Here is a 25,986-nt window from a genome sequence, read left to right on the forward strand (position 1 = left end):
CGCACACCGTTCCGCATACGAGAGCTGTCGGTACCTGGTTCCCATCGCAACACCTCAACCTGGTGTTGCACTTCGTTTGTGAACTCGGGGGATCCATTGCCGCAGCGCTTGCGACTCTGACGCTGCGTGTCTGGATGCTGACTTCCGTCAGCATGACGGAAGAAAAGGGTTCCGCAAAGGACTGGGATCCGTGGCGGTGTCGACGTCGCGCCGGGCTACCGCGGGCCCCTGCCTCTGCAGGAGCCCGGGCGAGTCAGCGCTTCACCGGCAGGCAGGACTTGACCGCCGAGCAGGCGCGGCTCGCCTCGGCGCTGGAGGCGTAGGGGCCGACCAGCAGCTTGGTGACGGTGCCGGCCTTGACGTATTCGGGGCTGCGGCCCGGGAACTTGCCGCGCACCTGCGACCACAGCGACTGGGCGCCGCCCGCCTCGCGGAAGGCGCCGAGTTGGACGCGCCATGCGCCACTGGCGGGTGCCGCGGTGCGGACCGGCGCCGCTGCAGTGGGCGCGCGGGCTGGGGCAGGCTGCGGCGCGGCCGCGGGCCTCGCCGGCGTGGGCTGAACCGTCGTGGTGCGTGCCGGGGTCGGCTGGACGGTCGCGGTGCGTGCCGGTGTGGGCTGGACGGTCGCGGTGCGCGCCGGGGTCGGCTGCACGGTTGCGGTGCCCGATCCGGGCGGGGTGGTCGACACCGTCATCGGCGCGGCCGCCACCGCATTCGTGCCGAGCTGCGGGCGCGACGCCTGCGCCTCGATCGTGCGCGCCACTTCCATCGCCCGCTGGCGATCCTGCAGCGAGACGTATTTGTCCATCTGGGCGAGTGTCTGCGACGCCTGCGGCAGCCCGGAGCTCGACGCCCGCGTCATCAGCGCATAGGCGCGCACCCAGTCCTTGCCGACGGCATCGCCGTTGAACAGCATCGTGCCGAGCACGAACTGCGCACGAGCCTCGCCGCGCGCGGACGCCTGTTCCAGCCACTTGGCCGCTTCCTGACGCCGGCCGTTCTGGAACAGGATCAGCCCGTAGTTGGTCACCGCCTGCGGATGGCCCTGCGCCGCCGCCTTGGCGTACCATTGCTCCGCCTGCGCCGGATCGGCGGGGACGCCGCGGCCGAGCTTGTACGCCTGCGCCAGGTTGAACTGGGCATCGGGGTCGCCCTTGACCGCCGGGCCGCGCCATTCCTGCACGGCGCGCGCGAAATCGCCGCGCGTCCAGGCGTCCACCCCGTCCTTGACGTCGGCGAACGCCGGCTGGGCGAGCAGCAGCAGCGCTGCGCTTCCGAGAAAAACCTTGCCTCGCATCGTCTTCATCCTTCCGCGTGGCTGCCCGCTTATCGTCGCTCGGCGCCGTACGCCACCCTTGCGGCACCGACTTGCGGCGGTCCGCACCATGCGCCTGGTGACGGCATTAACCTAATCTTGATGGCGAAGACGCCAGGGTGTTCGCGCAACAACGGGGACATGGATGTGCGAAGCGACGACGGCAGAGACGAAGGCACGGCGACGACCGGCCGCGTGGCGCTGTCGATCGGCCTCAGCGCGCTGCTGTTCGGCGGGCTGACCGTCGGCTGTACCGCCGTCGATCCGAAGCGGGTGGCCGATGCCAACGCGACCGCGCGCGTCGACGCGCGCAGCGCCGCGCTGGCCGCGAAGGCGGAGGCGGCGATCGCCCGGCGCAAGGGCGCGGCCGCGGTGCGCTACGCCGAGCGCGCGGTCGCGCTCGACCCGGCCGATCCGCGCTATCGCTCGCTGCTCGGCCATGCCTATCTCCATGCCGGGCGCTTCGCCTCGGCAGCGCAGGCGTGCGGCGATGCGCTCAGCCTCGATCCGCGCGACGGCCGCGCCGCGCTCGACCTGGCGCTGGCGCAGACCGCGCTCGGCGACTGGACGGCGGCGCGCAGCACGCTGGCGACCTATGCCGAGATCCTCTCGCCTGCCGACCGCGGGCTGACGCTGGCGCTGGCCGGCGATCCGATCGGCGGCGCGACGCTGATCGGGCAGGAGGCGCGAGGCCCCACCGGAACGGCGACCGCGCGGCAGAACCTGGCGCTGGCGCTGGCGCTCGCCGGGCGCTGGCCCGAAGCGCGTGCCGTCGCGGCCGTCGATGTGCCGGCCGACCAGCTCGAGCAGCGCATGCAGAAATGGATGACCTTCGTGCGGCCGACGACCTCGTCGCAGCAAGTCGCGACGCTGCTCGGCGTGCAGGCGGTGGAGGATGCCGGCCAGCCTGCGGCGCTCGCGCTCGTACGCACGACGCCCGCGACGGCGGTGGCCGAAGCGGCCGTGCCTTCCGTCGAGCCGGTTTCCCCGGAGCCGGCGATCGAAGCGGCGGGGGCGTCCGCGAACGACGGCTCCGTCGTGGTGGCGGGGGTACGCTTCGCGCCGTTGCGCGAGATCGTCCAGCCGATCGCCGGCATCGCCGCGGCGATCCTGCCGAGTGCCGGGACACCCGTCGCACCGCGCGTCGTTCAGAGTGCAGCCGCAGCGCCGGTGCCCGCTCCGACGCGGGGACGCTATTACGTCCAGCTCGGCGCGTATGACAGCAGCGCGGTTGCGCACGATGCCTGGGACGCGGCGCGGCGCCGCTATCGCGCGCTGGCCGGGCTCACGCCGTCGGGCGCCGAGGCGCGGGTCGGCGGCGACGATTACTACCGCCTGTCGGTCGGCGGATTCGCACGGGGCGAGGCGCTGGCGCTGTGCCGACGGCTGCGCGGGCAGGGCGGCCGCTGCTTCGTGCGCGATCGCGCGGGCGACGCCGTTGCTAGCTGGACCGCGCCGGGCGCGCAGCTCGCCGCGCGCTGAGCGCGGCTAGAGGAAGCGCCCGCCCTTCATCACGCGCAGCGTCTTGCCTTGGACGGGCAGGCCGTCGAACGGGGTATTGCCGGCCTTGGCGGCCATCTTCTCGGCGGAGACCAGCCACGGCGCGTCGGCGTCGGCGACCAGCAGGTCGGCGGGGCTGCCGGCCGCGAGCGTGCCGGTGTCGAGCCCGAGCACCCGCGCGGGATTGGCCGCAAGCATCGCGAACAGCCGCTCCAGCGAGAGGACCTCGTCGCGCACCAGCCCCAGTCCGAGCGCGAGCAGCGTCTCGGCGCCGGCCATGCCCTCGCTCGAGTCGGTGAAGGGCAGCCGCTTCTCCTCCGGCCCGCGCGGGTCGTGGCCCGAGCAGAGCACGTCGACGGTGCCGTCGCGCACGGCGGCGAGCGCGGCCTGCCGGTCGCTCTCCGCCCGCAGCGGCGGCGAGAGATGCGCGAAGGTGCGATAGTCGCTGAGCGCATTGTCGGAGAGCAGCAGGTGCGCCGGGGTGATGCCGCAGGTCACCGGCAGTCCGCGCGCCTTGGCCCGGCGGACCAGGTCGAAGCCGGCGGCGGTGGTCACCTGGCGGAAATGGATCGCGGCACCGGTCTGTTCGACCAGCATCAGGTCACGCGCGATCGCCAGCGCCTCGGCGACCGCGGGGGCGGCGGGGAGGCCGAGACGGGTCGCGGTTTCGCCGGTGGTGGCAATCGCGCCTGCGGCGAGCCCGCCATCCTCGGCATGCGCGATCAGCGTCAGTCCGCAGTCGTGCGCATAGCGCAGCACCTTGTGCATCACGCCGGTATCGGCGATCCAGCGGCGGCCGGTCGCGACCGCGCGCGCGCCGGCGCTGGCGGTGATCGCCATTTCGGCGAGGTCGGTGCCTTCGAGGCCGCGGGTGGCGGCGGCGATGGGGTGGATCCACAGGTCGGGCTTGCCCGCCTTGGCGGCGCGCTCGACGATACCGGGGCCGTCGAGCACCGGCGACTGGTCCGGCATCAGCCCGACGCGGACGATGCCGCCGGCGCGAAACGCCGCCGGATCGACCGCGAACACGCCCAGATCGACGATCGCGGGCGCGAGCAGCTTGCCGGCGAGGTCGATGCGCTCGGCCCCCTCGGGCACCGCCACGTCGCCGGCGGCGGCGATGCGGTCGCCGTCGATCAGCAACGTGCCCTTCGACACGCCGTTTGCGGGGCAGACGAGCGTCGCGTTGACGAAGGCGACCGTCATGCCCAGCCCTCCACGCCGCGCGAGCGACGGGTCAGCACGTCCAGGCAGGCCATGCGGACCGCCACGCCCATCTCGACCTGTTCGGTGATTGCCGAGCGATCGAGGTCGTCGGCGACTTCGGAGGTGATCTCGATGCCGCGGTTCATCGGGCCCGGGTGCATCACCAGCGTGCCGGGGGCGGCGCGCTTCAGCCGTTCGGAGGTGAGGCCGTAGCGCATGTGATACTCGCGGGTGGAGGGAATGAAGCCGCCGTTCATGCGCTCGTTCTGGAGGCGGAGCATCATCACCACCTCGGCGCCGTCGAGGGCCGCGTCGAAGTCGGTGAAGGGCGTGACGCCCATCCGCTCGATCTCCGCGGGCATCAGCGTCGAGGGGGCGACGACGCGCACCTCGGCGGCGAGGGCGGTGAGCGCGAGGATGTTGGAGCGCGCGACGCGGCTGTGGAGGATGTCGCCGCAGATCACGACCTTGCGGTGCGCGATCGCGCCGGTGCGGCGGCGGATGGTGAGCGCGTCGAGCAGCGCCTGCGTCGGATGCTCGTGCCAGCCGTCGCCGGCGTTGAGCACCGGGCAGTCCACCTTGCCGGCGATCAGCTTGACCGCGCCCGAGGCGGAATGGCGGATGACGATCACGTCGGCGCGCATCGCGTTCAGCGTGACGGCGGTGTCGATCAGCGTCTCGCCCTTCTTCACGCTCGACTGCGCCGCGTGCATGTTGACGACGTCGGCGCCGAGCCGCTTGCCGGCGATTTCGAACGACAGCAGCGTGCGCGTCGAGTTTTCGAAGAAGGCGTTGATCTGGGTGATGCCGTCCAGGCGCCGGTCGCTCTTGGCGCGGGAGCGGTTGGCCTCGACCCATTGCTCCGCCTCGTCGAGGAGGAACAGGATCTCGTGCGGCTGGAGCCCCTCGATACCGGTCAGGTGACGGTGCGGGAAGACGGCGCCGTCCGGGATCTGGGCGGCGGGACGATGATCGGAAGGTTGCATCGAAGCGCTCGCCTAACGGCCGCGGCGGGCACGCGCAAGGCGTGCCTGCGGACGATCAGGCGAGGCGAAGCTGCGGACGGCGCCCGAACAGCGCCGGCAGCCCGGCGGTGAGCGCCAGATACAGCGCCATAAGCCCGGCGAACCACAGCGCGTCGTTGCGCGCGAGCATCCACACGATCGCGGGGGTGAAGTTCTCGGTCCCGCCCAGCACCATCGCGGTGAGGTAGGTCACGACCTCGTAGGCGACGAACGCGCCGGCGAGCGCCGCGACCATGCGCGTGAGCGACAGCGTGCCGGTGTGGCCGCGCACCGTGGCGGCGACGGCGAAGCCGGCGAGCGCGCTGACCGCGATCGCCACCCCGCGCAGGATCGTCATGGGATCGGTCGGATAGCCGAGGAAGCCGAAGCCGATGATCTGGTTCAGCCCCCAGGCGCCGAGCACCGCCAGCACGCCGCTGCGGCGGGGCAGGGTGAGCGCGGCGGCGGCCGCGATCGCGGCGAATGGCGTCATGCAGGCGAGCGCGAAGCTGCCGAGGACCGCCGCCCCGTCGATGGTGACGAGCCAGCTGAAATCGCGGGCGGAACTGCTGCTGCGGGAGGCCATGTCGTTCGTCCTGTGGTTCGTTCTTCGAGCCCCGGCGGAGCCGGGCGGCTAGTGGTTCACCAGCGCGTCGATCGCAGCCTGCAAGATATGCGCCGCGGCCATTTTGTCCACCGCTTCCGCGCGCTTGGCCCGGCTCATGTCCTGTTCGATCAGCACCCGCTCGACCGCGACGGTTGACCAGCGCTCGTCCCACAGCAGGATCGGCTGCCCCAGATCCTGGAGGTTGCGGGCGAAGGCGCGGGTCGATTGGGTGCGCGGCGAATCGCTGCCGTCCATGTTGAGCGGGAGGCCGATCACCAGCGCGACCGTCTGCCGCTCGGCGATCAACGCGACGAGCGCGGCCCGGTCCTTGGTGAACTTGGTGCGGCGGATCAGCAGCGCGGGGCTGGCGAAGCTCCAGCCGGCGTCGCAGGCGGCGGTGCCGATCGTCTTGGTGCCGACGTCGAGCCCGAGCAGGCGGCCGCCCGCGGGGAGCGCGGCGCGGAAGACGCCGGGGTCGGTGGTGATCATCGCGCGCCCCGTCATCGTGCCTGCCACGCCTTCAGCCGGCGCGCGGCGTCGGCGCGCACGCTGCCCCAGAACAGGCTGTAGTCGTAGACGTGATAGTTGTTGCCCGGCAGCACATAGCCGCCGAGCTCGGGCGGGTTCGTGCCGATCAACAGAAAGCCGCGTGAATCGCAGCGCGCGCCGACGCGGCCCGGCTCTAGCGTGGCGGTGGTGAGGTTCGCGTCGGGGAACAGCGTGCCGAGATTGGCGCTCGCCGGCGCCGCCGCGTTGGGCGTGCCGGTGATCGGGTTGGTGCAGACCAGCGGCGTGCCGCGGCGGCTCGCGCCGGTGAAGCCGGTGGTGGCGTCGAAGGTGTCGGTGATCAGCTTCGGCTCCGCCGGCTCGGCGAAGCTCTGCCACGAAAGGATGCAGCCGGCCTGATCGGCAGCGGCGCATTCGGGCAGGCCGAGCGCCGGCAGGTCGGCGGTGCGCGACACCGGCCAGCCAACCACATAGGCCGCGACGATCCGGCGGGCGAGCGGCGTGCCCGCCACGCGATCCTTCAGCAGGCGGGTGAGGTGCAGCGCGCCCTGGCTGTGCCCGGCGAGGACGATCGGCCGGTTCGGGTCGACCTGGCTCAGGAACGAATCGAACGCGCGCAGCACGTCGGCATAGGCGAGGTCGAGCGCGCGCTGCGCGTCGTCGGCGGTGGTGAGGAACGCGCCGAAGGTCGCCTGGCGATAGCGTGGCGCCCAGACGTCCCCCATTGCGTTAAACGCGCTGGCCTGTCCGCGCAGGAACAGTTCGGCGCGGCCGTTCGCCTCCTGGTCGTCGAGCGGCGCGTTCCACTGGTTCTTGCGCAGGTACGAGGTCGGGTGGATGAAGAACACCGCCGCCGGTGCGGTCTGCGGCACGCCCATACCGGGCGGCGTCCAGCGCGCCGGGTTGTTCCGAATGTCCGGCCGCGCCAGCCACATGCCCTCGTCGGCATAGGCGTCGGGCGCGGCGGCCGGCTGCGCGGTGAAGCGCGTGCTCGGCACCATGCTCCAGCGCAGGATCTCCGCGCCGAACATCCGATACGCGAAGACGCTGCCGATCGCCAGCATGACCAGAATTGCCACTCCGTAGAGGAATTTGCGGGCCACCCGGGCTCTCCATTGTGCAGTGCAGCAACGCGACCGGCGATGCAACCGCCTTGCCCTGCGGCAAGCGTGCGCGTTGTGCAACCGCCGGGGCGGCCGGACGCAGGCGAGGGCGCTTCAGATATGAGGTCGTCGCGACATGGATGGGTTACTACCCACGTTCTCGTCATCCTGACGGAAGTCACGATCCATTGCCGCAGCGCTGATGGCCTCGGCGACGAGCGCCCGGACGCTGACTGCCGTCGGCGCGACGGGAGGGGAGTTTCGCGGAGCCCTTGCTTGTCGCCGCGGTGCGGGAATGCTAGCCGCGGGCCATGTCCGTAGACACCGTAACCGTGAAGCGCGTGGCGAGCCTCGCGCGCATCGCCATCACCGATGCCGAGGCCGAGCGCCTCGCGCCCGAACTCGGCAATATCCTCGGCTGGATCGAGCAACTTGGGGAGGTCGACACCAGCGCGGTCGAGCCGATGACCGCCGTCATCCCCAACACGCTGCGCCTGCGCGACGACGTCGTCACCGACGGCGACGTGCGCGACGCGGTGCTCGCCAACGCCCCTCAGGCCGAACATGGCTTCTTCGCCGTGCCCAAGGTGATCGAATAGTGACCGAGCTTACCGACCTGACCGTCGCCGGCATCCGAGACGGCGTGCGCTCCGGCGCCTTTTCCGCGCGCGACGTCGCCGACGCGTTCGTGACCGCGGTGTCGCGTGCCAAGGAGCTCAACGCGTTCCTGGTGGAGACGCCCGACCATGCGCTCGCCGCCGCCAAGCAGGCCGACGACGCGCGCGCCGCCGGCGAGACGCTGAAGCCGCTGGCCGGCGTGCCGATCGGCATGAAGGACCTGTTCTGCACCAAGGGCGTGCCGTCCACCGCGGCGAGCCACATCCTCGAAGGCTTCACGCCGACCTATGAGTCGACCGTGTCCCAGCGGCTATGGGACGCGGGTGCCGGCATGCTCGGCAAGCTCAATATGGACCAGTTCGCGATGGGCTCGTCCAACGAGACCTCGGCGTACGGCAACGTGGTCTCGCCGTGGCGGCGCGGCGGCGGCGACAATGCGTCGCTCGCCCCCGGAGGCTCGTCGGGCGGCAGTTCCGCGGCGATCGCGGCGCGGCTGTGCCCGGCGGCGACCGGCACCGACACCGGCGGTTCGATCCGCCAGCCCGCCGCCTTCACCGGCATCAGCGGCATCAAGCCGACCTACGGCCGCTGCTCGCGCTGGGGGGTGATCGCCTTCGCCTCGTCGCTCGACCAGGCGGGGCCGATGGCGCGCGACGTGCGCGACTGCGCGATCATGCTGGAGGCGATGTCGGGGTTCGATCCGAAGGACTCGACCTCGCTCGATCTTGCGGTGCCGCAGTGGGAGGCGGGGCTTTCGTCCAACCTCGCCGGCAAGCGCGTCGGCATTCCCAAGGAATATCGCGTCGACGGCATGCCGTCGGAGATCGAGACGCTGTGGCAGCAGGGCATCGACTGGCTGAAGGATGCCGGCGCCGAGATCGTCGAGGTGTCGCTGCCGCACACCAAATACGCGCTGCCGGCCTATTACATCATCGCGCCGGCGGAGGCGTCCTCCAACCTCGCGCGCTACGATGGCGTGCGCTACGGCCAGCGCGAGCTGCCCGACGGCGCGAACCTGCAGGACATGTACGCCGCCACCCGCGCCGCCGGCTTCGGTGACGAGGTCAAGCGCCGCATCATGATCGGCACCTATGTGCTCTCCGCCGGCTTCTACGACGCCTATTACACCCAGGCGCAGAAGGTGCGGACGCTGATCGCACAGGACTTCGAGAAGGCTTGGGGGCAGTGCGACCTGCTGCTCACCCCGACGGCGCCGTCGGCGGCGTTCGCGCTGGGCGAGAAGTCGGCCGATCCGATCGCCATGTACCTGAACGACGTCTTCACCGTGCCCTCGTCGCTCGCCGGGCTGCCGGCGATGAGTGTTCCGGGCGGGCTGGACGCGGGCGGGCTGCCGCTCGGCCTGCAGGTGATCGGCAAGCCGCTCGACGAGCAGGGCGTGCTCAACGCCGGTCTCGCGCTGGAAGAGCGCGCCGGCTTCACCGCACGGCCGGAGGCGTGGTGGTGATTGAACCCTATCGTCTCCAGTGTTACTTTCGGTAACACTGGAGACGATGATGAACATTCAGACTCGCATCACGGACGAAGCCCGCGTCAACATGACCAGCAAGGGCCAGGTGCTTTTGCCCAAGGTCATTCGCGACAAGCTGGGTCTGGTGCCGGGTTCGCGCGTGCGCGTCGGCATCAACGACCGGGGCGAGGCCGTGGTGCTGCCGGATACCCGCAAGGAAACGCCTGAGGAGCGTCGCGCGCGGATCGAGGCGAGCATCCGGTCGGTGGCGGGCACGCTCAACACCGGCATGACGACGGACGAGATGATGCGCGAATTGCGGGGGGATGATCCGTTCGTGTGATCTATGTCGATACCAACATCGTCCTGGACATACTCGAAGGCGACGCCGACTGGTTCGACTGGTCGGTTCGAGCGCTCGAAGATGCGCGCAACGCAGGGCGCGTCGTGACCGGGCCGGTGGTCGCTGCCGAGTTCGGGCACTATCTCGCCTCGCCGGACGCGCTGTCGCACCGGCTGGAGGCGCTGATGATCGAACTCGTCGATGCGGATGTCGAGGGCGCCTGGCTCGCGGGTCGCGCCTATCGCGAGTATCGCAGGCGCGGCGGCGAACGGTCGTCGCTGCTGCCCGACTTCCTGATCGGCGGGCATGCGCAGGCGCTCGGCGCCACCGTGCTGACCCGCGATCCGCGCCGGTTCCGCTCTTATTTTCCCGACCTTCCTCTCATCACGCCGGAAACAACCCATGACTGACTCCACCTACCGCATCCGTGGCGCGACCGGCGACTGGGAGGTCGTGATCGGCCTGGAGGTCCATGCCCAGGTGACCTCCAATGCCAAGCTGTTCTCGGGCGCGGCGACCGCGTTCGGGGCGGAGCCGAACAGCCAGGTCAGCCTGGTCGACGCGGCGATGCCCGGCATGCTGCCGACGCCGAACCGCGAGTGCATCCGCCAGGCGGTGCGTACCGGCATGGCGATCGACGCGCAGATCAACAAATGGTCGCGCTTCGACCGCAAGAACTATTTCTACGCCGATCTGCCGCAGGGCTATCAGATCAGCCAGCTCTACCACCCGCTGGTGGGCGAGGGCCGGCTGACGATCAGCCTGGACGAGAAGGATCCGGACGCCGAAACCAAGGAGATCGGCATCGAGCGCATCCACGTCGAACAGGACGCGGGCAAGCTGATGCACGACCAGCATCCGACGCGCTCCTATGTCGACCTCAACCGCTCGGGCGTGGCGCTGATGGAGATTGTCAGCCGCCCGGACATGCGCTCGCCCGCCGAGGCCGGCGCCTATGTCCGCAAGCTGCGCACGATCCTGCGCTATGTCGGCTCGTGCGACGGCAACATGGAGGAAGGCTCGATGCGCGCCGACGTGAACGTCAGCGTGCGCAAGCCCGGCGAGCCGTTCGGCACGCGGACCGAGACCAAGAACGTCAACTCGGTGCGCTTCGTCATGGCGGCGATCGAGCATGAGGCACGCCGCCAGGTCGACGTGCTGGAAGACGGCGGCCGCATCGTCCAGGAAACCCGCCTGTTCGATCCCGACCGCGGCGAGACCCGCTCGATGCGCTCCAAGGAAGACGCGCACGACTATCGCTACTTCCCCGATCCCGACCTGCTGCCGCTCGAACTCGACGACGCGTTCCTTGAGGAATGCCGCCAGTCGCTGCCCGAGCTGCCGGATGCCAAGCGTCAGCGCTACGAGCAGGCGCTGGGGCTTTCCGCCTACAACGCCGCGGTGCTGACCGCCGAGGCGGAGACGGCGCGCTGGTTCGAGGCGCTGCTCGCCGAAAGCGCGCTGGTGCAGAAGAAGGGCGAGGCCGAAGTCGCCAAGGCCGCGGCGAACTGGCTGATCTCCGACCTGTTCGGCGCGCTCAATCGTCTGGGCAAGGGCATCGGCGAGAGCCCGGTGAGCCCCGCGCAGGGCGCCGAGCTGCTCGGCCTGATCGCCGACGGGACCATCTCCAACACGCTGGGCAAGCAGGTGTTCGAGATCATGCTGGAGACCGGCGACGGCGCCGGCACAATCGTCGAGGAGCGCGGGCTCAAGCAGACCAGCGACACCGGCGCGATCGAGGCGGTGATCGCCGAGGTGATGGAAAAGAACGCCGACAAGGTCGCCGACTACCGCGGCGGCAAGGACAAGCTGTTCGGCTTCTTCGTCGGCCAGACGATGAAGGCGATGGGCGGCAAGGCCAACCCGGCGGTGGTCAACGAACTGCTCAAGAAGACGCTCGGGTGATCCGCGCGACCGCCGCGGCGCTGCTCTGGCTGGCAGTCCCCGCGGCGGTCGCACGCGACTCGACGTCGAGCGACTGGCGCACGCCGAATCCGGCCGAGCTGCTGGTGCTCGACCTCGACCGCGGGCGGCTGGTGATCGAGCTGGCACCGGCGATCGCGCCCGAGGCGGTGCAGCGGGTGCGCGTGCTCGCGAAGCGCGGCACCTATGACGGGCTGCTCGTCCATCGCGTCATCCCCGAGCTGATCCAGACGGGCAATCCGAACAACCGCGACGGCGGCCACACCGAGTTGCCCGACCTCGCGCCCGAGTTCTTCTTCGAGCTGCCGTCGACCGGCGCGACCACCGTCCGCAGCGCGAACGACGTTGCCGAGGGATGGATCGGCAGCCTTCCCTTCGTGTCCCAAACACGTGCGGACGGCAGCCGGCGGGGCTGGGCCGCCTATTGCCCCGGCATGGCGGGCATGGGCCGGCAGGCGGCGATCGATACCGCCAACAGCGAGCTGTTCGTGATGCGCACCGCCGGGCGGCGGCTCGACCACGACTATACCCCGATCGGCCGGGTGCTCTCCGGACTGGCGGTGCTGCGGGGATTGAAGGAAGGCGAGGTCGCGCCGGAGCCGGCGCGCATCGTCCGCGCGCGATTGGCGGCGGATCTGCCGGCGGGCGAACGGCCGAAGCTGCAGGTGATGGATGTGCGGGGGAGGGCGTTTGCCGCCCGGGTGGCCGCAGCGCGGCGGCAGAAGGGTGCCGATCTGTCGGTGTGCGACGTGGCACCGGAGGTGCGCTCCGCCGGCTGAGCCCGCGAAGCGCACCGGGCGCGTTACTGCGCCGTCTGGTCCTGGTTCTTGGTGACGCCGCCGGTGCCGCCGACGCCGTCGGGAGTGCCGGTCGGTTCGAGCGGGGAGGTGGTGCCGACGTTCGACCCGAGCCGCTCGACGTCGTCGGCGCGTGCCTGCACGGCCTTCTCGATGTCGGTGCGGGTGTCGGTGTCGGCAGCCGGGTCGCTGTCGGGATGGGGGCTGCGGTCGCGGTCGCTCATGGAAACGTCTCCTTGGGTCACATCACCGGCTGGCCGGGCACCGGCGTGATCGCCGGGTCGCCGCCGGGGTTGGGATAGTCGATGTCGGGGCCCGGCGGGTTGATCTCCGGCGGGGGGGCGTCGGGCTGGCCCGGCTCGCTCGGCTGCGGCGGCGCTTCCGGCTGCGGCGCGTCGGGCACGCCGGGGTTTCCGGGCGTGTTCGGCGGGGGCGGGGCCTCCGGCGGGGCGGCGGGGATGGGAGGCTCTACGGGCATGGCGTGTCTCCTTGTTCGGCCTTATGAACGCACGCGCTCGGCCGGAGGTTGCCACGGCGCTTGCTCCCGTCTCCACGACTGCTATAGACGCCGCCGTGCCGGCGGTGTCCGCTCGCGGGCGTGGCGGAACTGGTAGACGCGCTGGATTTAGGTTCCAGTATCGAAAGATGTGGGGGTTCGACTCCCTTCGCCCGCACCAGCTTCGCTCTCGCAAGCGAAGCTTGAGGACACCGTGATCCCGATCCTATTGGACGAAAGCTGTCGAGAATGCAGACTGTCGAGACGTTGAACGAGGGTTTGAAGCGGGCCTACACGCTCACCATCACCGCGGCCGAGATCGACGCCAAGGTCGATGCCGAGGTTAAGCGCGTTTCGCCGCAGATCCGCATGCCCGGCTTCCGCCCCGGCAAGGTGCCCGCGAACCTGGTGCGCAAGATGCACGGCCCGGCGCTGACCCAGGAAGCGCTCAACACCTCGATCCAGGACGGCGTCCAGGCGCTGCTCGCCGAGCAGAAGCTGCGTCCGGCGCTGCAGCCGCAGGTGTCGCTCAACGACGGCTACGAGCCCGGCAAGGACGCCGAGGTCAAGGTCGAGCTCGAGGTGCTGCCGAACGTGCCGGCCCCCGCGATCGAGGGCATCAAGCTCGAGCGGCTGACCGTTCCCGCCGACGAGTCGGCGATCGACGAGCGCATCCAGCAGCTCGCCAGCCAGAACAAGCAGCATAACGACGCGCCCGAGGGCCACGCCGCCGAAACCGGCGACGTCGTCGTGATGGACTTCGCCGGCAAGGTCGACGACGTCGCCTTCGAGGGCGGCACTGGCGAGGGCATGTCGATCGAGATCGGCTCGGGTCGCCTGATTCCCGGCTTCGAGGACCAGCTGGTCGGCGTGAAGAAGGGTGACGAGAAGACCATCGAGGTCACCTTCCCCGAGGATTACGGCGTCGACACGCTCAAGGGCAAGCCGGCGACCTTCGACCTCAAGGTCACCGACGTGCGCGTGCCGGCCGGCGAGACCGTCGCCGACGACGAGTTCGCCAAGGCGCTGGGCCTGGAAAGCCTGGAGCAGCTGCGCGGCATCCTGAAGGATCAGGCGGGCCAGGAGCTCAACAACCTCACCCGCACCCACATGAAGCGCAAGCTGCTCGACCAGCTCGCCGCCGACCACGACTTCGAGGTTCCGCCCTCGATGGTCGAGGCCGAGTTCAACCAGATCTGGGCGCAGCTCGAGCACGAAGCGACCCACGAGGCCGACCCGGAAGCCGCCAAGGCCGAGCTGGAGAGCGAGCGCGAGGATTACCGCGCGATCGCGGTGCGCCGCGTCCGCCTGGGCCTGCTCCTGTCCGAGATCGGCCAGGCGAACGGCGTCGAGGTCAGCCAGCAGGAGATGCAGCGCCTGATCCTGCAGGCCGCGCAGCAGTATTCGCCGCAGGACCGCGAGCGTTTCATCCAGTACGTTCAGCAGGAGCCGATGGCCGCCGCCCAGCTGCGCGCGCCGCTCTATGAGGACAAGGTCGTCGACTTCCTGTTCGACAAGGCCGAGGTGACCGACCGCGAAGTGACCCGCGAGGAGCTGGAAGCCGCGATCGAGAGCGAGGACGGCTTCGCCAGCAGCACCCACAGCCACGACCACGACGACCCCAAGCCGCGCAAGTCGGCGAAGAAGGCCGCCGGGTCGTCCGAGGACAAGCCCGCCAAGAAGCCGGCAGCCAAGAAGGCCAAGGCGACCGAAGTGACCGACGCCGACGTCGAGCCCGCCGCCGCCGACGCGTCGGCCGAAGCCGCCGCGCCGAAGAAGAAGGCCGCGACCAAGAAGGCGCCGAAGGCCGAGGCTGCGACCGACGACGCCGCTGCAGAGCCAGCGCCGAAGAAGAAGCCTGCGAAGAAGAAGGCCGACGACGCCGCGTAAGCGGAAGTTCCAGCCGGACGGGATGAGGGCTGCAGGTCGATGGACCTGCAGCCCTTTTCGTTGTTCGAGCGCCTCCGCGTGAAAGCTGACGGGCTTCTGAAAGGGAGAGGTAGGCAGAGGCAAAGGCGGTCCGCCGCGGGCACATTCAATAAGCCAGGTGTCGGTCGGTAGGTGCTCGGACCGGTGAAGGAGCTCCGCCACGCAAAAGCCGGAGAAAGGCCTCTTGCTCAAGTAGCATGTCTGTGCTGCCATACGGTGCGTCGCCGGGAGAAGCATGTTGGCTAGTCAGGCCACAATCCGCACTTGGTGCCGAGGCAAGGCGCGGGTGGTGAGGCGTGCGGGGGTGCTAGCAAGTGTCGCGCTGCTGTTGACGGCCTGCGGGGAAGCGCGCGGTCCGGCTCCCGACAGTGGACCCCATGGCTACCTTCTGTTTGACCCACCATCACAGGAACAAGGCTGGAAACTGGTGGACGACCTTACGGCCCATGCGGCGGATCGCGATCGCATCCGCACGTCGGGGCTGACAGGGAGCGGCAGGGGCACGATGTTCTTGGACTTCACGGGCACCTGTGACGCGCAGGCACGGCTGGTGGCAGAAGCGAAGAGGATTGCAGAGACACTAGGGATCCACGCCATACGGTGCAGCGCGACCGCGCCGGCCGAGTGAGTCCTTTAGTTGCACCGGAACGGATGTCGCGTTGAAGGCGCTGCACGCGCGTAACGCGCGGGTGCTGCCAATTCTTTCCGAGTGTGGGGATGGGGCCGCGTAGCCTGTAGGGGCAGGTGCATGCCCCGCGGCGGTACGGGGCGACCGGCGCGAGCGCGCCTTTTGTGCTGGCGGACCATCGGCCACGGCGGTAGGCGCAGGCGCAGTCGAGACACCGCCGGAACCCGAATGAAGATCGCCGTCCTACTGCCCTGCTATAACGAAGAGGCAGCCATCGTGCAGACGATCGCGAGTTTCCGCGCGGCGCTGCCGGATGCGGCGATCTACGTCTACGACAACAACAGCCGCGACCGTACGGTGGCCGTCGCCCGCGAAGCGGGGGCGATCGTCCGGTCCGAGCGGATCCAGGGCAAGGGCGCGGTGGTCCGCCGGATGTTCGCGGACGTCGAGGCCGACGTCTATGTGATGGCGGACGGCGACGCGACCTACGATGCCAGCGTCGCGCCGGCGATGGTGGAGCGGCTCGTCTTCGAACAGCTCGACATGATCGTCGGCTCGCGCGTCGAGCAGCATCAGGACGCCTATCGCCGCGGCCACCGGCTCGGCAATCGCGCGATGACCTGCCTGCTCGCCCGGCTGTTCGGGCGCAGCTTCACCGACATCTTCTCGGGCTATCGCGTTTTCTCGCGGCGGTTCGTCAAGAGCTTCCCGTCCTTGTCGGCGGGGTTCGAGATCGAGACGGAGATCAGCGTCCACGCGCTGGAGCTCAAGATGCCGGTCGCCGAGGTCGAGACCTGCTATTTCGCCCGGCCGGAGGGCTCGCACTCCAAGCTCAGCACCTATCGCGACGGCCTGCGGATCGCGCGCACCATCGCGACGCTCTACCGGTTCGAGCGGCCCTTGTGGTTCTTCGGTGCGGTCGGCCTCGCGCTGGCGCTGCTCGCGCTGGTGCTCGCGATCCCGCTGGTGCTCACCTATCTTCAGACCGGGCTCGTGCCGCGCTTCCCGACCGCGATCCTGGCGACCGGCCTGATGATCCTGGCGTCGCTGTGCGGGGTTTCGGGGCTGATCCTCGACACGGTGGTGCGTGGGCGGGTCGAGGTGCGGCGGCTCGCCTATCTCTCGCACCCGGCCCCTGGCAACTGAACGCAACCGCCGCATCGCGCGCGCACCGGCCCCTTGCGCCGGGCGTCCCAAGCGCCGATGTTGGCACTCGAACCTTACCAAGCGGGAACCCAATGCAGGACATCCACGACGCCCTCGTCCCCATCGTCATCGAACAGTCGAGCCGCGGCGAGCGCAGCTTCGACATCTACTCGCGCCTGCTGCGCGAGCGGATCGTGTTCGTGACCGGCGGGGTCGAAGACCAGATGGCGTCGCTCATCACCGCCCAGCTGCTCTTCCTCGAGTCCGAGAACCCGAAGAAGGACATCTGGATGTACATCAACTCGCCGGGTGGCGTGGTGACCGCCGGCATGGCGATCCACGACACCATGCAGTACATCCGTCCGCGCGTCGGCACCGTGTGCATCGGCCAGGCCGCGTCGATGGGCAGCTTCCTGCTCGCCAGCGGCGAGCCGGGGATGCGCGTCGCGCTCACCAACGCCCGCATCATGGTCCACCAGCCGTCGGGCGGCGCGCAGGGCATGGCGTCGGATATCGAGATCCAGGCGAAGGAAATTTTGCGCATCCGCCGGCGGATGAACGACCTCTACGCCAAGTACACCGGCAAGCCGCTGGAAGAGATCGAGCGGGCGATGGACCGCGACACCTTCCTGGAGGCCGACGAGGCGAAGGCGTTCGGGCTGGTCGACCAGGTGTTCGACAAGCGGCCGCAGCCGGCCGAGGACGCTCCGGCCGCCTGACGCGGCCGGGCAGGACCCCCGCACCGGAATCCGGCGGTGCGGGCAAGGGTCTGACAAACAAGCTGTTTTATGGTTTGCCGGATAGGTGCCCGCGTGTAGACTGGCGGGCGGTGCAACGCGCCACGGGCGCGGGAGAGAAGTGAATGACCAAGCTCAGCGGCGGTGACTCCAAGAGCACGCTCTACTGCTCCTTCTGCGGCAAGAGCCAGCACGAGGTGCGCAAGCTCATCGCCGGCCCCACCGTGTTCATCTGCGATGAGTGCGTGGAGCTGTGCAACGACATCATCCGCGAGGAGACCAAGTCCGCGCTGGTGTCGAAGAAGGACGGAGGCGTTCCCACGCCGCAGGAGATCTGCGACGTGCTGGACGACTATGTCATCGGGCAGAAGCAGGCCAAGCGCGTGCTGTCGGTGGCGGTCCACAACCACTACAAACGCCTGAACCACGGCCAGAAGGGCGCCGACGTCGAACTGGCGAAGTCGAACATCCTGCTCGTCGGCCCGACCGGCTGCGGCAAGACGCTGCTCGCCCAGACGCTGGCGCGCATCCTCGACGTGCCGTTCACGATGGCGGACGCGACGACGCTGACCGAGGCCGGCTACGTCGGCGAGGACGTCGAGAACATCATCCTGAAGCTGCTCCAGGCGTCCGACTACAACGTCGAGCGGGCGCAGCGCGGCATCGTCTACATCGACGAGATCGACAAGATCAGCAGAAAGGCCGAGAACCCGTCGATCACGCGCGACGTCTCGGGCGAGGGCGTGCAGCAGGCGCTGCTCAAGCTGATGGAAGGGACCACCGCGTCCGTTCCGCCGCAGGGTGGGCGCAAGCATCCGCAGCAGGAGTTCCTGCAGGTCGACACGACGAACATCCTGTTCATCTGCGGCGGTGCGTTCTCGGGGCTCGAAAAGATCATCGGCGACCGCCTGCAGGGCAAGTCGATCGGCTTCGGCGCCTATGTGGCCGCTCCCGAGGAGCGCCGGACCGGCGAGGTGCTGCGTCAGACCGAGCCGGAGGATTTGCTCAAGTTCGGCCTGATCCCCGAGTTCGTCGGCCGTCTGCCGGTGATCGCGACGCTCGAGGACCTCGACATCGAGGCGCTGGTCAAGATCCTGACCGAGCCGAAGAACGCGCTGGTCAAGCAGTACCAGAAGCTCTTCGACATGGAGGGCGTGCAGCTCGGCTTCAACGACGACGCGCTGGTCGCGGTGTCGAAGAAGGCCATCGACCGCAAGACGGGTGCGCGCGGCCTCCGTTCGATCCTGGAAGGCATTCTGCTCGACACCATGTTCGACCTGCCCAGCATGGACGGCGTCGACGAGGTGGTGGTCGACAAGGACGTGATCGAGGGCCGCAAGGAACCGGTTCGCGTCTATGCCGAAAAGCAGAAGGCCGGCGACGCGGCCTGATCGCCGGCGCCCTTCACCAACGACACGGAACGGGCGCCCGCAACGGCGCCCGTTTTCGCATCGGGCGTCGGCGCGCCCGCGCAACAGGAGATTCCCTACGATGAGGAACGCCATGCTTGCGGCCGCACTGGGCGGCCTGCTGATCGCCAGCCCCGCCGCGGCGCAATCGACCGACCGCGGGCGCACCGGCGCCTGCACCGCCGCCACGCCGGTGAAGTTGACCGTCGTCATCCGCGGTCTCAAGAACGCGACCGGCACGGTGCGGGTTCAGCTCTACGACGGTGCCGGCTTCCTGAAGAAGGGCCGCTGGATCGGCCGCGTCGAAGTCCCGGCGGCGACCCGCGATATCGCCGTGTGCATCGCAGTGCCGCGGGCGGGCGACTATGGCGTCGCGGTGCGCCACGACGCCAACGGCAACGGCAAGTCCGACTGGAACGACGGCGGCGGCTTCTCCCGCGACCCCAAGCTGTCGCTGCTCCGGCTGGAGCCGGACTTCGACAAGGTGGCGGTGCCGGTCCGAGCGGGCGCAAACCGCATCACGGTGACGATGAACTATCGTCGGGGGTTCAGCATCGGGCCGATCGGGTAGGCGTGTGAGGACGGTTGTCCGCGGGAACGGTCGGGCCGACATTTCGAGCGCTTTCGCTCTGCCGAAGACCCGATCTTGGCGGAGGGGCCGGCGGTAGCGCCTTTAAGCACCGGGTTGACCGGCTGCCTTCCGCTCACCAGTATTGCGGCCCTGCGAACGTATAGCGGGGGCATCATGACTGCAGTTTGGATTGCACTGGGCGTGGTCTTCGTCGGCGCGTTCTGGACGATCTTCGCCGTTACGCTGACGCAGCGGAAGAAAGCGGCGGGCGAGACGAGTCAGTCGGCCGATATCACGCGCGATCAGGACTGAAGGATCCGAGGCAGCCCCTCTGGATGACGTAAGGGGAGGGTGGCGTGCCGTTGCAAGGCTCACCCCGCCGCTTTCGCCAGCCCCCGCGACAGCTGCAGCGCGCCATGCAGGCGGCTGGCCGGGTCGGGCCAGGCGCGGGAGATGGCGAGCTTCATGTCGGGGCGGAGCTTCGCCGCGCCGCCCAGGCGGTCGACATAGGCGAGCAGGTTGGTGACGTTCGGGAAATTGTCCTCGTGGAACGTCACGATCGCGCCGCGGGCGCCGACGTCGATCTTGGCGATGCAGGCGCGCTTGGCGTTGAGCTTGGTCTCGATCAGCTTGAGCAGGTTCTCGGTCGCCTCGGGCAGCTTGCCGAAGCGGTCGATCAGCTCGGCCGCGAACGCGTCGATACCGGCGCGGTCCTCCACGTCGTTCAAGCGGCGGTAGAGGCCCATGCGCAGGTCGAGGTCGGGGACATAGTCCTCCGGGATCAGGATCGGCGCATCGACGGTGATCTGGGGCGAGAAGTCCTTGGGCTTGTCGTCGCGCAGACCCCCGGCCTTGGCGTCGAGGATCGCCTCCTCCAGCATCGACTGGTAGAGTTCGTAGCCCACTTCCTTGATGTGCCCCGACTGCTCGTCGCCCAAAAGGTTGCCGGCGCCGCGAATGTCGAGATCGTGGCTGGCGAGCTGGAAGCCGGCGCCCAGCGACTCAAGGTCGGACAGCACCTTCAGGCGCTTGTCCGCCGCTTCCGTCATCTGCCGCTCGGGTGCGGTGGTCATATAGGCGTACGCACGAGTCTTGGCGCGGCCGACGCGCCCGCGCAGCTGGTAGAGCTGGGCGAGGCCGAACTTGTCGGCGCGGTTGATGACGAGCGTGTTGGCGGAGGGGATGTCGAGGCCGCTTTCGACGATCGTGGTCGACACCAGCACGTCGTAGCGCTTGTCGTAGAAGGCGGACATCCGCTCCTCGACCTCGCTCGGGCTCATCTGGCCGTGGGCGACGACGTAGCGGACCTCGGGCACTTCGTCGCGCAGGAACGCCTCGATGTCGGGCAGGTCGGCGATGCGCGGCGTCACGAAATAGGCCTGGCCGCCGCGATAATGCTCGCGCAGCAGCGCCTCGCGTACCACCACCGGGTCCCACGGCATGATGTAGGTGCGCACTGCGAGGCGATCGACCGGCGGGGTCTGGATCACCGACAGCTCGCGCAGGCCCGACATCGCCATCTGCAGCGTGCGCGGGATCGGCGTCGCGGTCAGCGTCAGCATATGGACGTCGGCCTTAAGCGCCTTCAGCCGTTCCTTGTGGGTGACGCCGAACCGCTGTTCCTCGTCGACGATGACGAGTCCCAGGCGCTTGAAGTCGATCGTCTTGGCGAGCACCGCATGGGTGCCCACCACCACGTCGATCGTGCCGTCGGCGAGCCCGTCCTTGACCCGCTTCGCCTCGGCGGCGGGAACCAGGCGGGAGAGGCGGCCGACGTTGATTGGGAAGCCTTCGAACCGCTGGGTGAAGTTCATGTGGTGCTGGCGCGCGAGCAGCGTGGTGGGGCACACCACCGCCACCTGCATGCCCGCCATTGCGGCGACAAAAGCGGCGCGCAGCGCGACCTCGGTCTTGCCGAAGCCGACGTCGCCCACGACCAGCCGGTCCATCGGCGTGCCGGCGCCCAGATCCTCCAGCACGTCGCCGATCGCACGATCTTGGTCCTCGGTCTCCTGATAGGGAAAGCGGTCGACGAAGGCGGGGTAGCCGTTGGGGTCGGGCTCGGCGACCTCGGCCGGACGCAGCGCGCGCTTGGCGGCGGTGGCGATCAGCTCGCCCGCGATCGCCTGGATGCGCTCCTTCATGCGGCTCTTGCGCCGCTGCCATGCCTCGCCGCCCAGCTTGTCGAGGCTCGCGCCTTCCTCGCCCGAACCGTAGCGGGTGAGCACCTCCAGGTTCTCGACGGGCACGTAGAGCTTGTCGCCGCCCGAATAGGAGAGTGCGACGCAGTCGTGCGGCGCGCGCGCGACCGGGATCTGGGTCAGCCCCTCGTAGCGGCCGATGCCGTGCTCGCTGTGCACCACCAGGTCGCCGGGCGAGAGCGTCGCCAGTTCCTGCAGGAACGCGTCGGTATTCTTGCGCCGCTTGGCCCGGCGCACCAGCCGGTCGCCGAGCATGTCCTGCTCGGTGAGTACCGCGATGTGCGGCGCGGTGAAGCCGTGGTCGAGCGGCAGGACGATCAGCGCCGGTCCGCGCTCGGCGGCGCCCAGCGCCTCCTGCCAGCCGTCGGCGGCGATCGCGCCTTTGAGGCCGTGGTCGGCGAGCAGACCCGTCAGCCGCTCACGCGCGCCCGGCGAATAGCTGGCGAGGATGGCCTTGCGGCCCTCGCGCTTCAGCTTGGCGAGATGCGCGACCACCGCCTCATAGACGTTGTTGCCGGCGGTACGCTCGGGCGCGAAGTCGCGCGGGCCGTCGACGCCGAAGTCGAGCACGGTCGCGCTCTCCGGCTCGTGGAACGGCGTCACCTGATGCGCGGCCGCCTCGTCCAGCCGCCGCGTCCATTCCTCGGAATTGAGGTAGAGCTGGTTGGGGAGCAGCGGGCGGTAGCTGCCCGGATCTGCCGACTGCGCGCGGGCGCGGTTGGCGTGATAGTCGGCGATGCCCTCGAACCGCGCCTCGGCGGCGCCGGGCACGCCGGCGTCGCGCACGATCACCGCGTCGGCGGGGAGGTGCTCGAACAGCGTTTCCAGCCGTTCCTCGAACAGCGGCAGCCAATGCTCCATGCCCGACAGGCGGCGCCCGTCGGAGATCGCCTGGTAGAGCGGGTCGCCGGTCGCGGTCGCGCCGAAGGTCTCGCGATAGCGCGCGCGGAAGCGCTTGACGCTGTCCTCGTCGAGCAGCGCCTCGGACGCGGGCAGCAGGGTGAAGCCGTCGATGCGGCCGCTGGTGCGCTGGTCGGCGGGGTCGAAGGTGCGCACACTCTCAATCTCGTCGCCGAAGAAGTCGAGCCGCAGCCCCTGGTCGGAGCCCGAGGGGAAGAGATCGACCAGCCCGCCGCGCACCGCGAACTCGCCGGCGTCATGCACCGTCTCGACGCGGACATAGCCGTTGCCCTGCAACAGCTCGGCCAGGCGATCGAGCGAGATGCGCTCGCCCGGCGCCAGCCGCGCCACCAGCTGGCGGATACGGAACGGCGTGAGCACGCGCTGGGTGGCGGCGTTGACCGTGGTGACCAGCAGCCGCGGCGCCTTGCCCGGGGTCTGGAGCGCGTGCAGCGTCGCCAGCCGTTCCGACATGGCGCGCAGCGTCGGCGAGGCGCGGTCGTAGGGGAGGCAGTCCCACGACGGGAAGCTCAGCACCTCCAGCTCGGGCGCGAAGAACGGGGCGGTCGCCGCCACCGCGCGCATCGCCGCCTCGTCCGGCGCCACATAGACCACGCCGCCGCCGCTTGCCCGTGCCAGATCGGCGAGCAGGCTGGGCAGGAACCCCGCCGCCACGCCCGAAAGGGTCAGCGGACGGCTGGCGGACAGGATCGTCTGGAGGTCGGGCATAGGCGGCGGGAGGGTCCGTTCAAAAAGGGGATCAGCGGGCGATCGGCACGTAGGTCAGCGTCTGAAGCGCGGCCATCACCGTGCCCTCGAACTGCGGCGGCACGGGCTGCGTTCCCATCGCCCAGGCCATGATGTCGACGTCCTGTTCCTCCAGGAAGGTTTCGAACCACAGGATCTCCACGTCGCTCCAGCTTTGCCCGTGCGCGTCGAAGAAGCCGCCGATCATCAGGTCGGCTTCCTTGGTGCCGCGGTGCCAGGCGCGGAAGCGCAGGCGCTTGAGGCGGGTTTCGCGGTCCATGGGATCTCCAACGGCAAGGAGCCGGCGGACGCGAACGGCCGTCGGCGGGTCAGTACGACGCCGCTTCCCGACACGGGCCGAAACGCGGTAGGGGCAGCAGATAGTCATGCGTCCCCAACTTCTCAATCCGCTGTTCGCCGAGGTCACCGCGTTGAAAGGTGTCGGCGCCGCCGTCGCCAAGCCGCTCGACCGGCTGGGCCTGTCGCGCGTGGTCGACGTCGCTTTTCACCTGCCGAGCGGCTGGGTCGACCGGCTGCCGCGCGACACGCTGGACATGGCCGACGCGGGGCGGATCATCGCGATCACGCTGACGCCCACCGACTATCGGCTGAGCGCCGGACGGGGGCCGACGCGGGTGCAGGCGCAGGACGCGGCGGGCAATGTCGTCAGCCTCGTCTATTTCGGCGGCAACTCGGGCTGGGTGAAGAAGCTGCTGCCCTTGGGCGAGCCGCGGCGGGTGTCGGGCAAGCTCGAGACCTATGGCCAGACGCTCCAGATCGTCCACCCTGACCAGGTGCTGCCGTTGGAGGAAGCCACCGGCCTGCCGGAGCGCGAGGCGGTGTATCCGCTGTCTGAGGGGCTCACCTCGCGCCGCGTCGCCGGACTGGTGGAGCAGGCGATCGAACGTGCGCCCGAGCTCCCCGAGTGGATCGAGCCGAGCCTGCTTTCCACCCGCGGCTGGCCGAGCTGGCGCGAGGCGCTGGCGCGCGTCCACGCCGATCCCGCCGATGCCAAGGCGCGCCAGCGGCTCGCCTACGACGAGGTGTTCGCCAACCAGCTGGCGCTGCTGCTGGTGCGCGGCGAGGCGCGCGCCAAGCGCGGGCGGCCGCTCACCGGCGACGGCAGCGTGCGCGCGAAGCTCAAGCTCCCGTACGCCCCCACTGGGGCGCAGGCGCGCACCATTGGCGAAATCGAGGGGGATCTGGCGCAGGTCCAGCCGATGCTGCGGCTGCTGCAGGGCGACGTCGGCGCGGGCAAGACGCTGGTGGCGATCATGGCGCTCCTGATCGCGGTCGAGGCGGGCGCGCAAGGCGCGCTGCTGGCACCCACCGAGATCCTGGCGCGCCAGCATGGCGAGACGCTTACCCGGCTGCTGTCGCCGATCGGCGTCCACGTCGCGGTGCTGACCGGGCGCGACAAGGGACGCGCGCGGGAGGCCACGCTGATGGGGCTCGCCGACGGATCGATCGACATCCTGGTCGGCACCCATGCGATCTTCCAGGAAGGTGTCGGCTATCGCGACCTGGGGCTGGTGGTGGTGGACGAGCAGCACCGCTTCGGCGTCGCCCAGCGGATGATGCTCCAGGCCAAGGCGCAGCGTCCGCCGCACCTGCTGGTGATGACGGCGACGCCGATCCCGCGCACGCTGACGCTCGCGCAATATGGCGAGATGGACGTCAGCCGGCTGGACGAGATGCCGCCGGGGCGCGAGCCGATCGAGACCCGCGTGCTGTCGGAGGAGCGGCTGGACGAGGTGGTCGACGCGCTCGCCCGCCACTTGTCGAACGGTGGGCAGGCGTACTGGGTTTGCCCGCTGGTCGAGGAGAGCGAGAAGAGCGACCTCGCCGCCGCCGAGGCGCGGGCGGAAGGGCTGCGGAGCCGCTTCGGCGACCGCGTCGGGCTGGTCCACGGCCGGATGAAGCCGGCCGAAAAGGACGCGGCGATGGCCGATTTCCAGGCGGCGCGTACCGGCGTGCTCGTCGCGACCACGGTGATCGAGGTCGGTGTCGACGTGCCCAATGCCACGCTGATCGTGATCGAAGCGGCCGATCGCTTCGGCCTGGCCCAGCTTCACCAGCTGCGCGGGCGTGTCGGGCGGGGCGGGGGGACGTCGCGCTGCCTGCTGCTGCGCGGCAATGCGCTCAGCGAAACCTCGCGCGCGCGGCTGGCGCTAATGCGCGAGAGCAACGACGGCTTCCGGATTGCGGAGGAGGATTTGCGGCTGCGCGGCGCGGGCGAGATCCTGGGCACGCGCCAGTCGGGCGAGATGCAGTTCCGCATCGCGACGCCGGAGATGCTGGGCGAGCTGATGCCGGCGGCCAACGGCGACGCGCGGCTGCTGGTGGATCGCGACGGCGGACTGCAGGGCCCCCGCGGCGAGGCGGCGCGGCTCGCGCTCTACCTGTTCGAGCGCGACGCGGCAGTCGGGCTGCTGCGCTCGGGCTGAGGTCCGGAGGGCGGCAGCGGCTCCAGCACCGCGGCGAGCAGCTCGAAATAGCTCGCCCGGTCGATCGGCACGTCGAACACGCAGCCGAAGCGCCGGCCCTTGGCCCAGCGCACCTCGGCCGCCATGACGCCGACCACGGGCAGGATCAGCCGCAGCCGGTCGCGGGGTTGCAGCGCCAGCTGCGTACGGGCGGATAGCCCATGCGAGGAAAGGTTGAGGACGCGCAGCTGCAACGCCTCCGCGGCCGGGCCGAAGCCGCGCGCCTCGAACTGCACTTCGTCGCGGACCTGCGACGGGTCGACCGCCCCCGGTCCGATCTGCCCGAACTTCTCGTTCATGGCGCCCCCTTGCGCCAAGTACTTAGCAGCATCGGCGGGGGCGCGA

The 25,986-nt window shown here is 69.8% G+C and carries 25 protein-coding genes and 1 tRNA gene; 15 read left to right on the forward strand and 11 right to left on the reverse strand.

Annotated elements, in window-relative coordinates; all coding sequences use genetic code 11:
• Nucleotides 1-253: 253 nt before the first annotated feature.
• Complete coding sequence (locus tag ACBY01_RS12990) at nt 254-1,297, reverse strand: SPOR domain-containing protein (protein WP_416461310.1); 1,044 nt, start codon at nt 1,295-1,297, stop codon at nt 254-256.
• A 159-nt stretch (nt 1,298-1,456) separates the two neighbouring features.
• Here ACBY01_RS12990 and ACBY01_RS12995 point away from each other — a divergent pair, with 159 nt between their 5' ends.
• Entirely contained in the window at nt 1,457-2,797 is a 1,341-nt protein-coding gene (locus tag ACBY01_RS12995; protein WP_416461311.1) for an SPOR domain-containing protein, read from the forward strand.
• Between the two features lie 6 nt (nt 2,798-2,803).
• Here ACBY01_RS12995 and ACBY01_RS13000 read toward each other — a convergent pair whose 3' ends face one another.
• The 5 genes from ACBY01_RS13000 to ACBY01_RS13020 are packed head-to-tail and all read right to left on the reverse strand — an operon-like array spanning nt 2,804 to nt 7,242.
• Nucleotides 2,804-4,021 (reverse strand): dihydroorotase, encoded by a 1,218-nt coding sequence (locus tag ACBY01_RS13000; RefSeq protein WP_416461313.1) that lies wholly within the window; start codon nt 4,019-4,021, stop codon nt 2,804-2,806.
• Nucleotides 4,018-5,007, reverse strand: coding sequence for an aspartate carbamoyltransferase catalytic subunit (locus ACBY01_RS13005; protein WP_416461314.1), 990 nt, complete (start codon nt 5,005-5,007; stop codon nt 4,018-4,020). Before ACBY01_RS13005 ends, ACBY01_RS13000 begins: the two co-directional genes overlap by 4 nt.
• Nucleotides 5,008-5,062: 55 nt before the next feature.
• Nucleotides 5,063-5,611: a hypothetical protein gene (locus ACBY01_RS13010; RefSeq protein WP_416461315.1), complete on the reverse strand. Its 549-nt coding sequence runs from the start codon at nt 5,609-5,611 to the stop codon at nt 5,063-5,065.
• 48 nt (nt 5,612-5,659) lie between these two features.
• A complete protein-coding gene (gene ruvX / locus ACBY01_RS13015) occupies nt 5,660-6,121 on the reverse strand; it encodes a Holliday junction resolvase RuvX (protein ID WP_416461316.1) in 462 nt (153 codons plus the stop codon).
• 11 nt (nt 6,122-6,132) lie between these two features.
• A complete protein-coding gene (locus tag ACBY01_RS13020) occupies nt 6,133-7,242 on the reverse strand; it encodes a DUF3089 domain-containing protein (RefSeq protein WP_416461317.1) in 1,110 nt (369 codons plus the stop codon).
• 311 nt (nt 7,243-7,553) lie between these two features.
• Here ACBY01_RS13020 and gatC point away from each other — a divergent pair, with 311 nt between their 5' ends.
• Genes gatC through ACBY01_RS13050 form a run of 6 tightly spaced genes read left to right on the forward strand, consistent with a single transcriptional unit; the run spans nt 7,554 to nt 12,373 of the window.
• Nucleotides 7,554-7,841 (forward strand): Asp-tRNA(Asn)/Glu-tRNA(Gln) amidotransferase subunit GatC, encoded by a 288-nt coding sequence (gene gatC, locus ACBY01_RS13025; protein WP_416461318.1) that lies wholly within the window; start codon nt 7,554-7,556, stop codon nt 7,839-7,841.
• A complete protein-coding gene (gatA, locus tag ACBY01_RS13030) occupies nt 7,841-9,325 on the forward strand; it encodes an Asp-tRNA(Asn)/Glu-tRNA(Gln) amidotransferase subunit GatA (protein ID WP_416461319.1) in 1,485 nt (494 codons plus the stop codon). The genes gatC and gatA overlap by 1 nt, the downstream gene beginning before the upstream one ends.
• A gap of 46 nt (nt 9,326-9,371) precedes the next feature.
• Nucleotides 9,372-9,671: an AbrB/MazE/SpoVT family DNA-binding domain-containing protein gene (locus ACBY01_RS13035; RefSeq protein ID WP_416461320.1), complete on the forward strand. Its 300-nt coding sequence runs from the start codon at nt 9,372-9,374 to the stop codon at nt 9,669-9,671.
• Complete coding sequence (locus ACBY01_RS13040) at nt 9,668-10,081, forward strand: type II toxin-antitoxin system VapC family toxin (RefSeq protein WP_416461321.1); 414 nt, start codon at nt 9,668-9,670, stop codon at nt 10,079-10,081. Before ACBY01_RS13035 ends, ACBY01_RS13040 begins: the two co-directional genes overlap by 4 nt.
• On the forward strand, nt 10,074-11,576 hold the full coding sequence (gatB, locus tag ACBY01_RS13045; RefSeq protein WP_416461322.1) for an Asp-tRNA(Asn)/Glu-tRNA(Gln) amidotransferase subunit GatB: 1,503 nt from the start codon (nt 10,074-10,076) through the stop codon (nt 11,574-11,576). Before ACBY01_RS13040 ends, gatB begins: the two co-directional genes overlap by 8 nt.
• Complete coding sequence (locus ACBY01_RS13050; protein ID WP_416461324.1) at nt 11,573-12,373, forward strand: peptidylprolyl isomerase; 801 nt, start codon at nt 11,573-11,575, stop codon at nt 12,371-12,373. Before gatB ends, ACBY01_RS13050 begins: the two co-directional genes overlap by 4 nt.
• 23 nt (nt 12,374-12,396) lie before the next feature.
• On the opposite strand, the gene ACBY01_RS13055 is transcribed toward ACBY01_RS13050, so the two are convergent.
• Nucleotides 12,397-12,615, reverse strand: a complete 219-nt coding sequence (locus ACBY01_RS13055) for a hypothetical protein (RefSeq protein ID WP_416461325.1) — start codon at nt 12,613-12,615, stop codon at nt 12,397-12,399.
• Between the two features lie 17 nt (nt 12,616-12,632).
• The gene (locus ACBY01_RS13060; protein ID WP_416461326.1) at nt 12,633-12,869 is read right to left on the reverse strand and encodes a hypothetical protein; all 237 of its coding nucleotides are present in this window, start codon (nt 12,867-12,869) and stop codon (nt 12,633-12,635) included.
• A 114-nt stretch (nt 12,870-12,983) separates the two neighbouring features.
• Here ACBY01_RS13060 and ACBY01_RS13065 point away from each other — a divergent pair.
• The 7 genes from ACBY01_RS13065 to ACBY01_RS13095 all read left to right on the forward strand — a co-directional run bounded on the left by ACBY01_RS13065 (nt 12,984) and on the right by ACBY01_RS13095 (nt 19,619).
• A tRNA-Leu gene (locus ACBY01_RS13065) sits at nt 12,984-13,068 on the forward strand.
• Between the two features lie 68 nt (nt 13,069-13,136).
• On the forward strand, nt 13,137-14,777 hold the full coding sequence (gene tig, locus ACBY01_RS13070) for a trigger factor (protein WP_416461327.1): 1,641 nt from the start codon (nt 13,137-13,139) through the stop codon (nt 14,775-14,777).
• A gap of 895 nt (nt 14,778-15,672) precedes the next feature.
• Nucleotides 15,673-16,590 (forward strand): glycosyltransferase family 2 protein, encoded by a 918-nt coding sequence (locus ACBY01_RS13075; protein WP_416461328.1) that lies wholly within the window; start codon nt 15,673-15,675, stop codon nt 16,588-16,590.
• Between the two features lie 92 nt (nt 16,591-16,682).
• On the forward strand, nt 16,683-17,309 hold the full coding sequence (locus ACBY01_RS13080; protein WP_416461329.1) for an ATP-dependent Clp protease proteolytic subunit: 627 nt from the start codon (nt 16,683-16,685) through the stop codon (nt 17,307-17,309).
• A gap of 143 nt (nt 17,310-17,452) precedes the next feature.
• Nucleotides 17,453-18,718 (forward strand): ATP-dependent Clp protease ATP-binding subunit ClpX, encoded by a 1,266-nt coding sequence (gene clpX / locus ACBY01_RS13085; RefSeq protein ID WP_416461330.1) that lies wholly within the window; start codon nt 17,453-17,455, stop codon nt 18,716-18,718.
• A 100-nt stretch (nt 18,719-18,818) separates the two neighbouring features.
• On the forward strand, nt 18,819-19,307 hold the full coding sequence (locus ACBY01_RS13090) for a DUF2141 domain-containing protein (protein ID WP_416461331.1): 489 nt from the start codon (nt 18,819-18,821) through the stop codon (nt 19,305-19,307).
• 174 nt (nt 19,308-19,481) lie between these two features.
• On the forward strand, nt 19,482-19,619 hold the full coding sequence (locus ACBY01_RS13095) for a hypothetical protein (protein ID WP_416461332.1): 138 nt from the start codon (nt 19,482-19,484) through the stop codon (nt 19,617-19,619).
• Nucleotides 19,620-19,678: 59 nt separating this feature from the next.
• Here the strand turns inward: ACBY01_RS13095 and mfd are convergent, their stop codons facing one another.
• Both mfd and ACBY01_RS13105 read right to left on the reverse strand, forming a co-directional pair.
• Entirely contained in the window at nt 19,679-23,137 is a 3,459-nt protein-coding gene (mfd, locus tag ACBY01_RS13100; protein ID WP_416461333.1) for a transcription-repair coupling factor, read from the reverse strand.
• Between the two features lie 31 nt (nt 23,138-23,168).
• Complete coding sequence (locus tag ACBY01_RS13105) at nt 23,169-23,435, reverse strand: FAD assembly factor SdhE (protein WP_416461334.1); 267 nt, start codon at nt 23,433-23,435, stop codon at nt 23,169-23,171.
• Between the two features lie 106 nt (nt 23,436-23,541).
• Between ACBY01_RS13105 and recG the strand changes: the two genes are divergently transcribed.
• Complete coding sequence (recG, locus tag ACBY01_RS13110; RefSeq protein WP_416461335.1) at nt 23,542-25,602, forward strand: ATP-dependent DNA helicase RecG; 2,061 nt, start codon at nt 23,542-23,544, stop codon at nt 25,600-25,602.
• Here recG and ACBY01_RS13115 read toward each other — a convergent pair.
• The gene (locus ACBY01_RS13115) at nt 25,554-25,940 is read right to left on the reverse strand and encodes a PilZ domain-containing protein (RefSeq protein WP_416461336.1); all 387 of its coding nucleotides are present in this window, start codon (nt 25,938-25,940) and stop codon (nt 25,554-25,556) included. The two genes, recG and ACBY01_RS13115, sit on opposite strands and share 49 nt — an antisense overlap.
• Nucleotides 25,941-25,986 lie beyond the last annotated feature (46 nt).

Source organism: Sphingomonas mangrovi (assembly GCF_047975845.1).
Lineage (GTDB): Bacteria > Pseudomonadota > Alphaproteobacteria > Sphingomonadales > Sphingomonadaceae > Sphingomonas.

Coding starts and splice junctions, on each gene's coding strand:
- ACBY01_RS12990 (WP_416461310.1), bottom strand. CDS start 1,297: ATGCGAGGCAAGGTTTTTCTCGGAAGCGCAGCGCTGCTGCTGCTCGCC.
- ACBY01_RS12995 (WP_416461311.1), top strand. CDS start 1,457: ATGGATGTGCGAAGCGACGACGGCAGAGACGAAGGCACGGCGACGACC.
- ACBY01_RS13000 (WP_416461313.1), bottom strand. CDS start 4,021: ATGACGGTCGCCTTCGTCAACGCGACGCTCGTCTGCCCCGCAAACGGC.
- ACBY01_RS13005 (WP_416461314.1), bottom strand. CDS start 5,007: ATGCAACCTTCCGATCATCGTCCCGCCGCCCAGATCCCGGACGGCGCC.
- ACBY01_RS13010 (WP_416461315.1), bottom strand. CDS start 5,611: ATGGCCTCCCGCAGCAGCAGTTCCGCCCGCGATTTCAGCTGGCTCGTC.
- ruvX (WP_416461316.1), bottom strand. CDS start 6,121: ATGATCACCACCGACCCCGGCGTCTTCCGCGCCGCGCTCCCCGCGGGC.
- gatC (WP_416461318.1), top strand. CDS start 7,554: ATGTCCGTAGACACCGTAACCGTGAAGCGCGTGGCGAGCCTCGCGCGC.
- ACBY01_RS13035 (WP_416461320.1), top strand. CDS start 9,372: ATGATGAACATTCAGACTCGCATCACGGACGAAGCCCGCGTCAACATG.
- gatB (WP_416461322.1), top strand. CDS start 10,074: ATGACTGACTCCACCTACCGCATCCGTGGCGCGACCGGCGACTGGGAG.
- ACBY01_RS13055 (WP_416461325.1), bottom strand. CDS start 12,615: ATGAGCGACCGCGACCGCAGCCCCCATCCCGACAGCGACCCGGCTGCC.
- ACBY01_RS13060 (WP_416461326.1), bottom strand. CDS start 12,869: ATGCCCGTAGAGCCTCCCATCCCCGCCGCCCCGCCGGAGGCCCCGCCC.
- tig (WP_416461327.1), top strand. CDS start 13,137: ATGCAGACTGTCGAGACGTTGAACGAGGGTTTGAAGCGGGCCTACACG.
- ACBY01_RS13075 (WP_416461328.1), top strand. CDS start 15,673: ATGAAGATCGCCGTCCTACTGCCCTGCTATAACGAAGAGGCAGCCATC.
- ACBY01_RS13080 (WP_416461329.1), top strand. CDS start 16,683: ATGCAGGACATCCACGACGCCCTCGTCCCCATCGTCATCGAACAGTCG.
- clpX (WP_416461330.1), top strand. CDS start 17,453: ATGACCAAGCTCAGCGGCGGTGACTCCAAGAGCACGCTCTACTGCTCC.
- ACBY01_RS13090 (WP_416461331.1), top strand. CDS start 18,819: ATGAGGAACGCCATGCTTGCGGCCGCACTGGGCGGCCTGCTGATCGCC.
- ACBY01_RS13095 (WP_416461332.1), top strand. CDS start 19,482: ATGACTGCAGTTTGGATTGCACTGGGCGTGGTCTTCGTCGGCGCGTTC.
- mfd (WP_416461333.1), bottom strand. CDS start 23,137: ATGCCCGACCTCCAGACGATCCTGTCCGCCAGCCGTCCGCTGACCCTT.
- ACBY01_RS13105 (WP_416461334.1), bottom strand. CDS start 23,435: ATGGACCGCGAAACCCGCCTCAAGCGCCTGCGCTTCCGCGCCTGGCAC.
- recG (WP_416461335.1), top strand. CDS start 23,542: ATGCGTCCCCAACTTCTCAATCCGCTGTTCGCCGAGGTCACCGCGTTG.
- ACBY01_RS13115 (WP_416461336.1), bottom strand. CDS start 25,940: ATGAACGAGAAGTTCGGGCAGATCGGACCGGGGGCGGTCGACCCGTCG.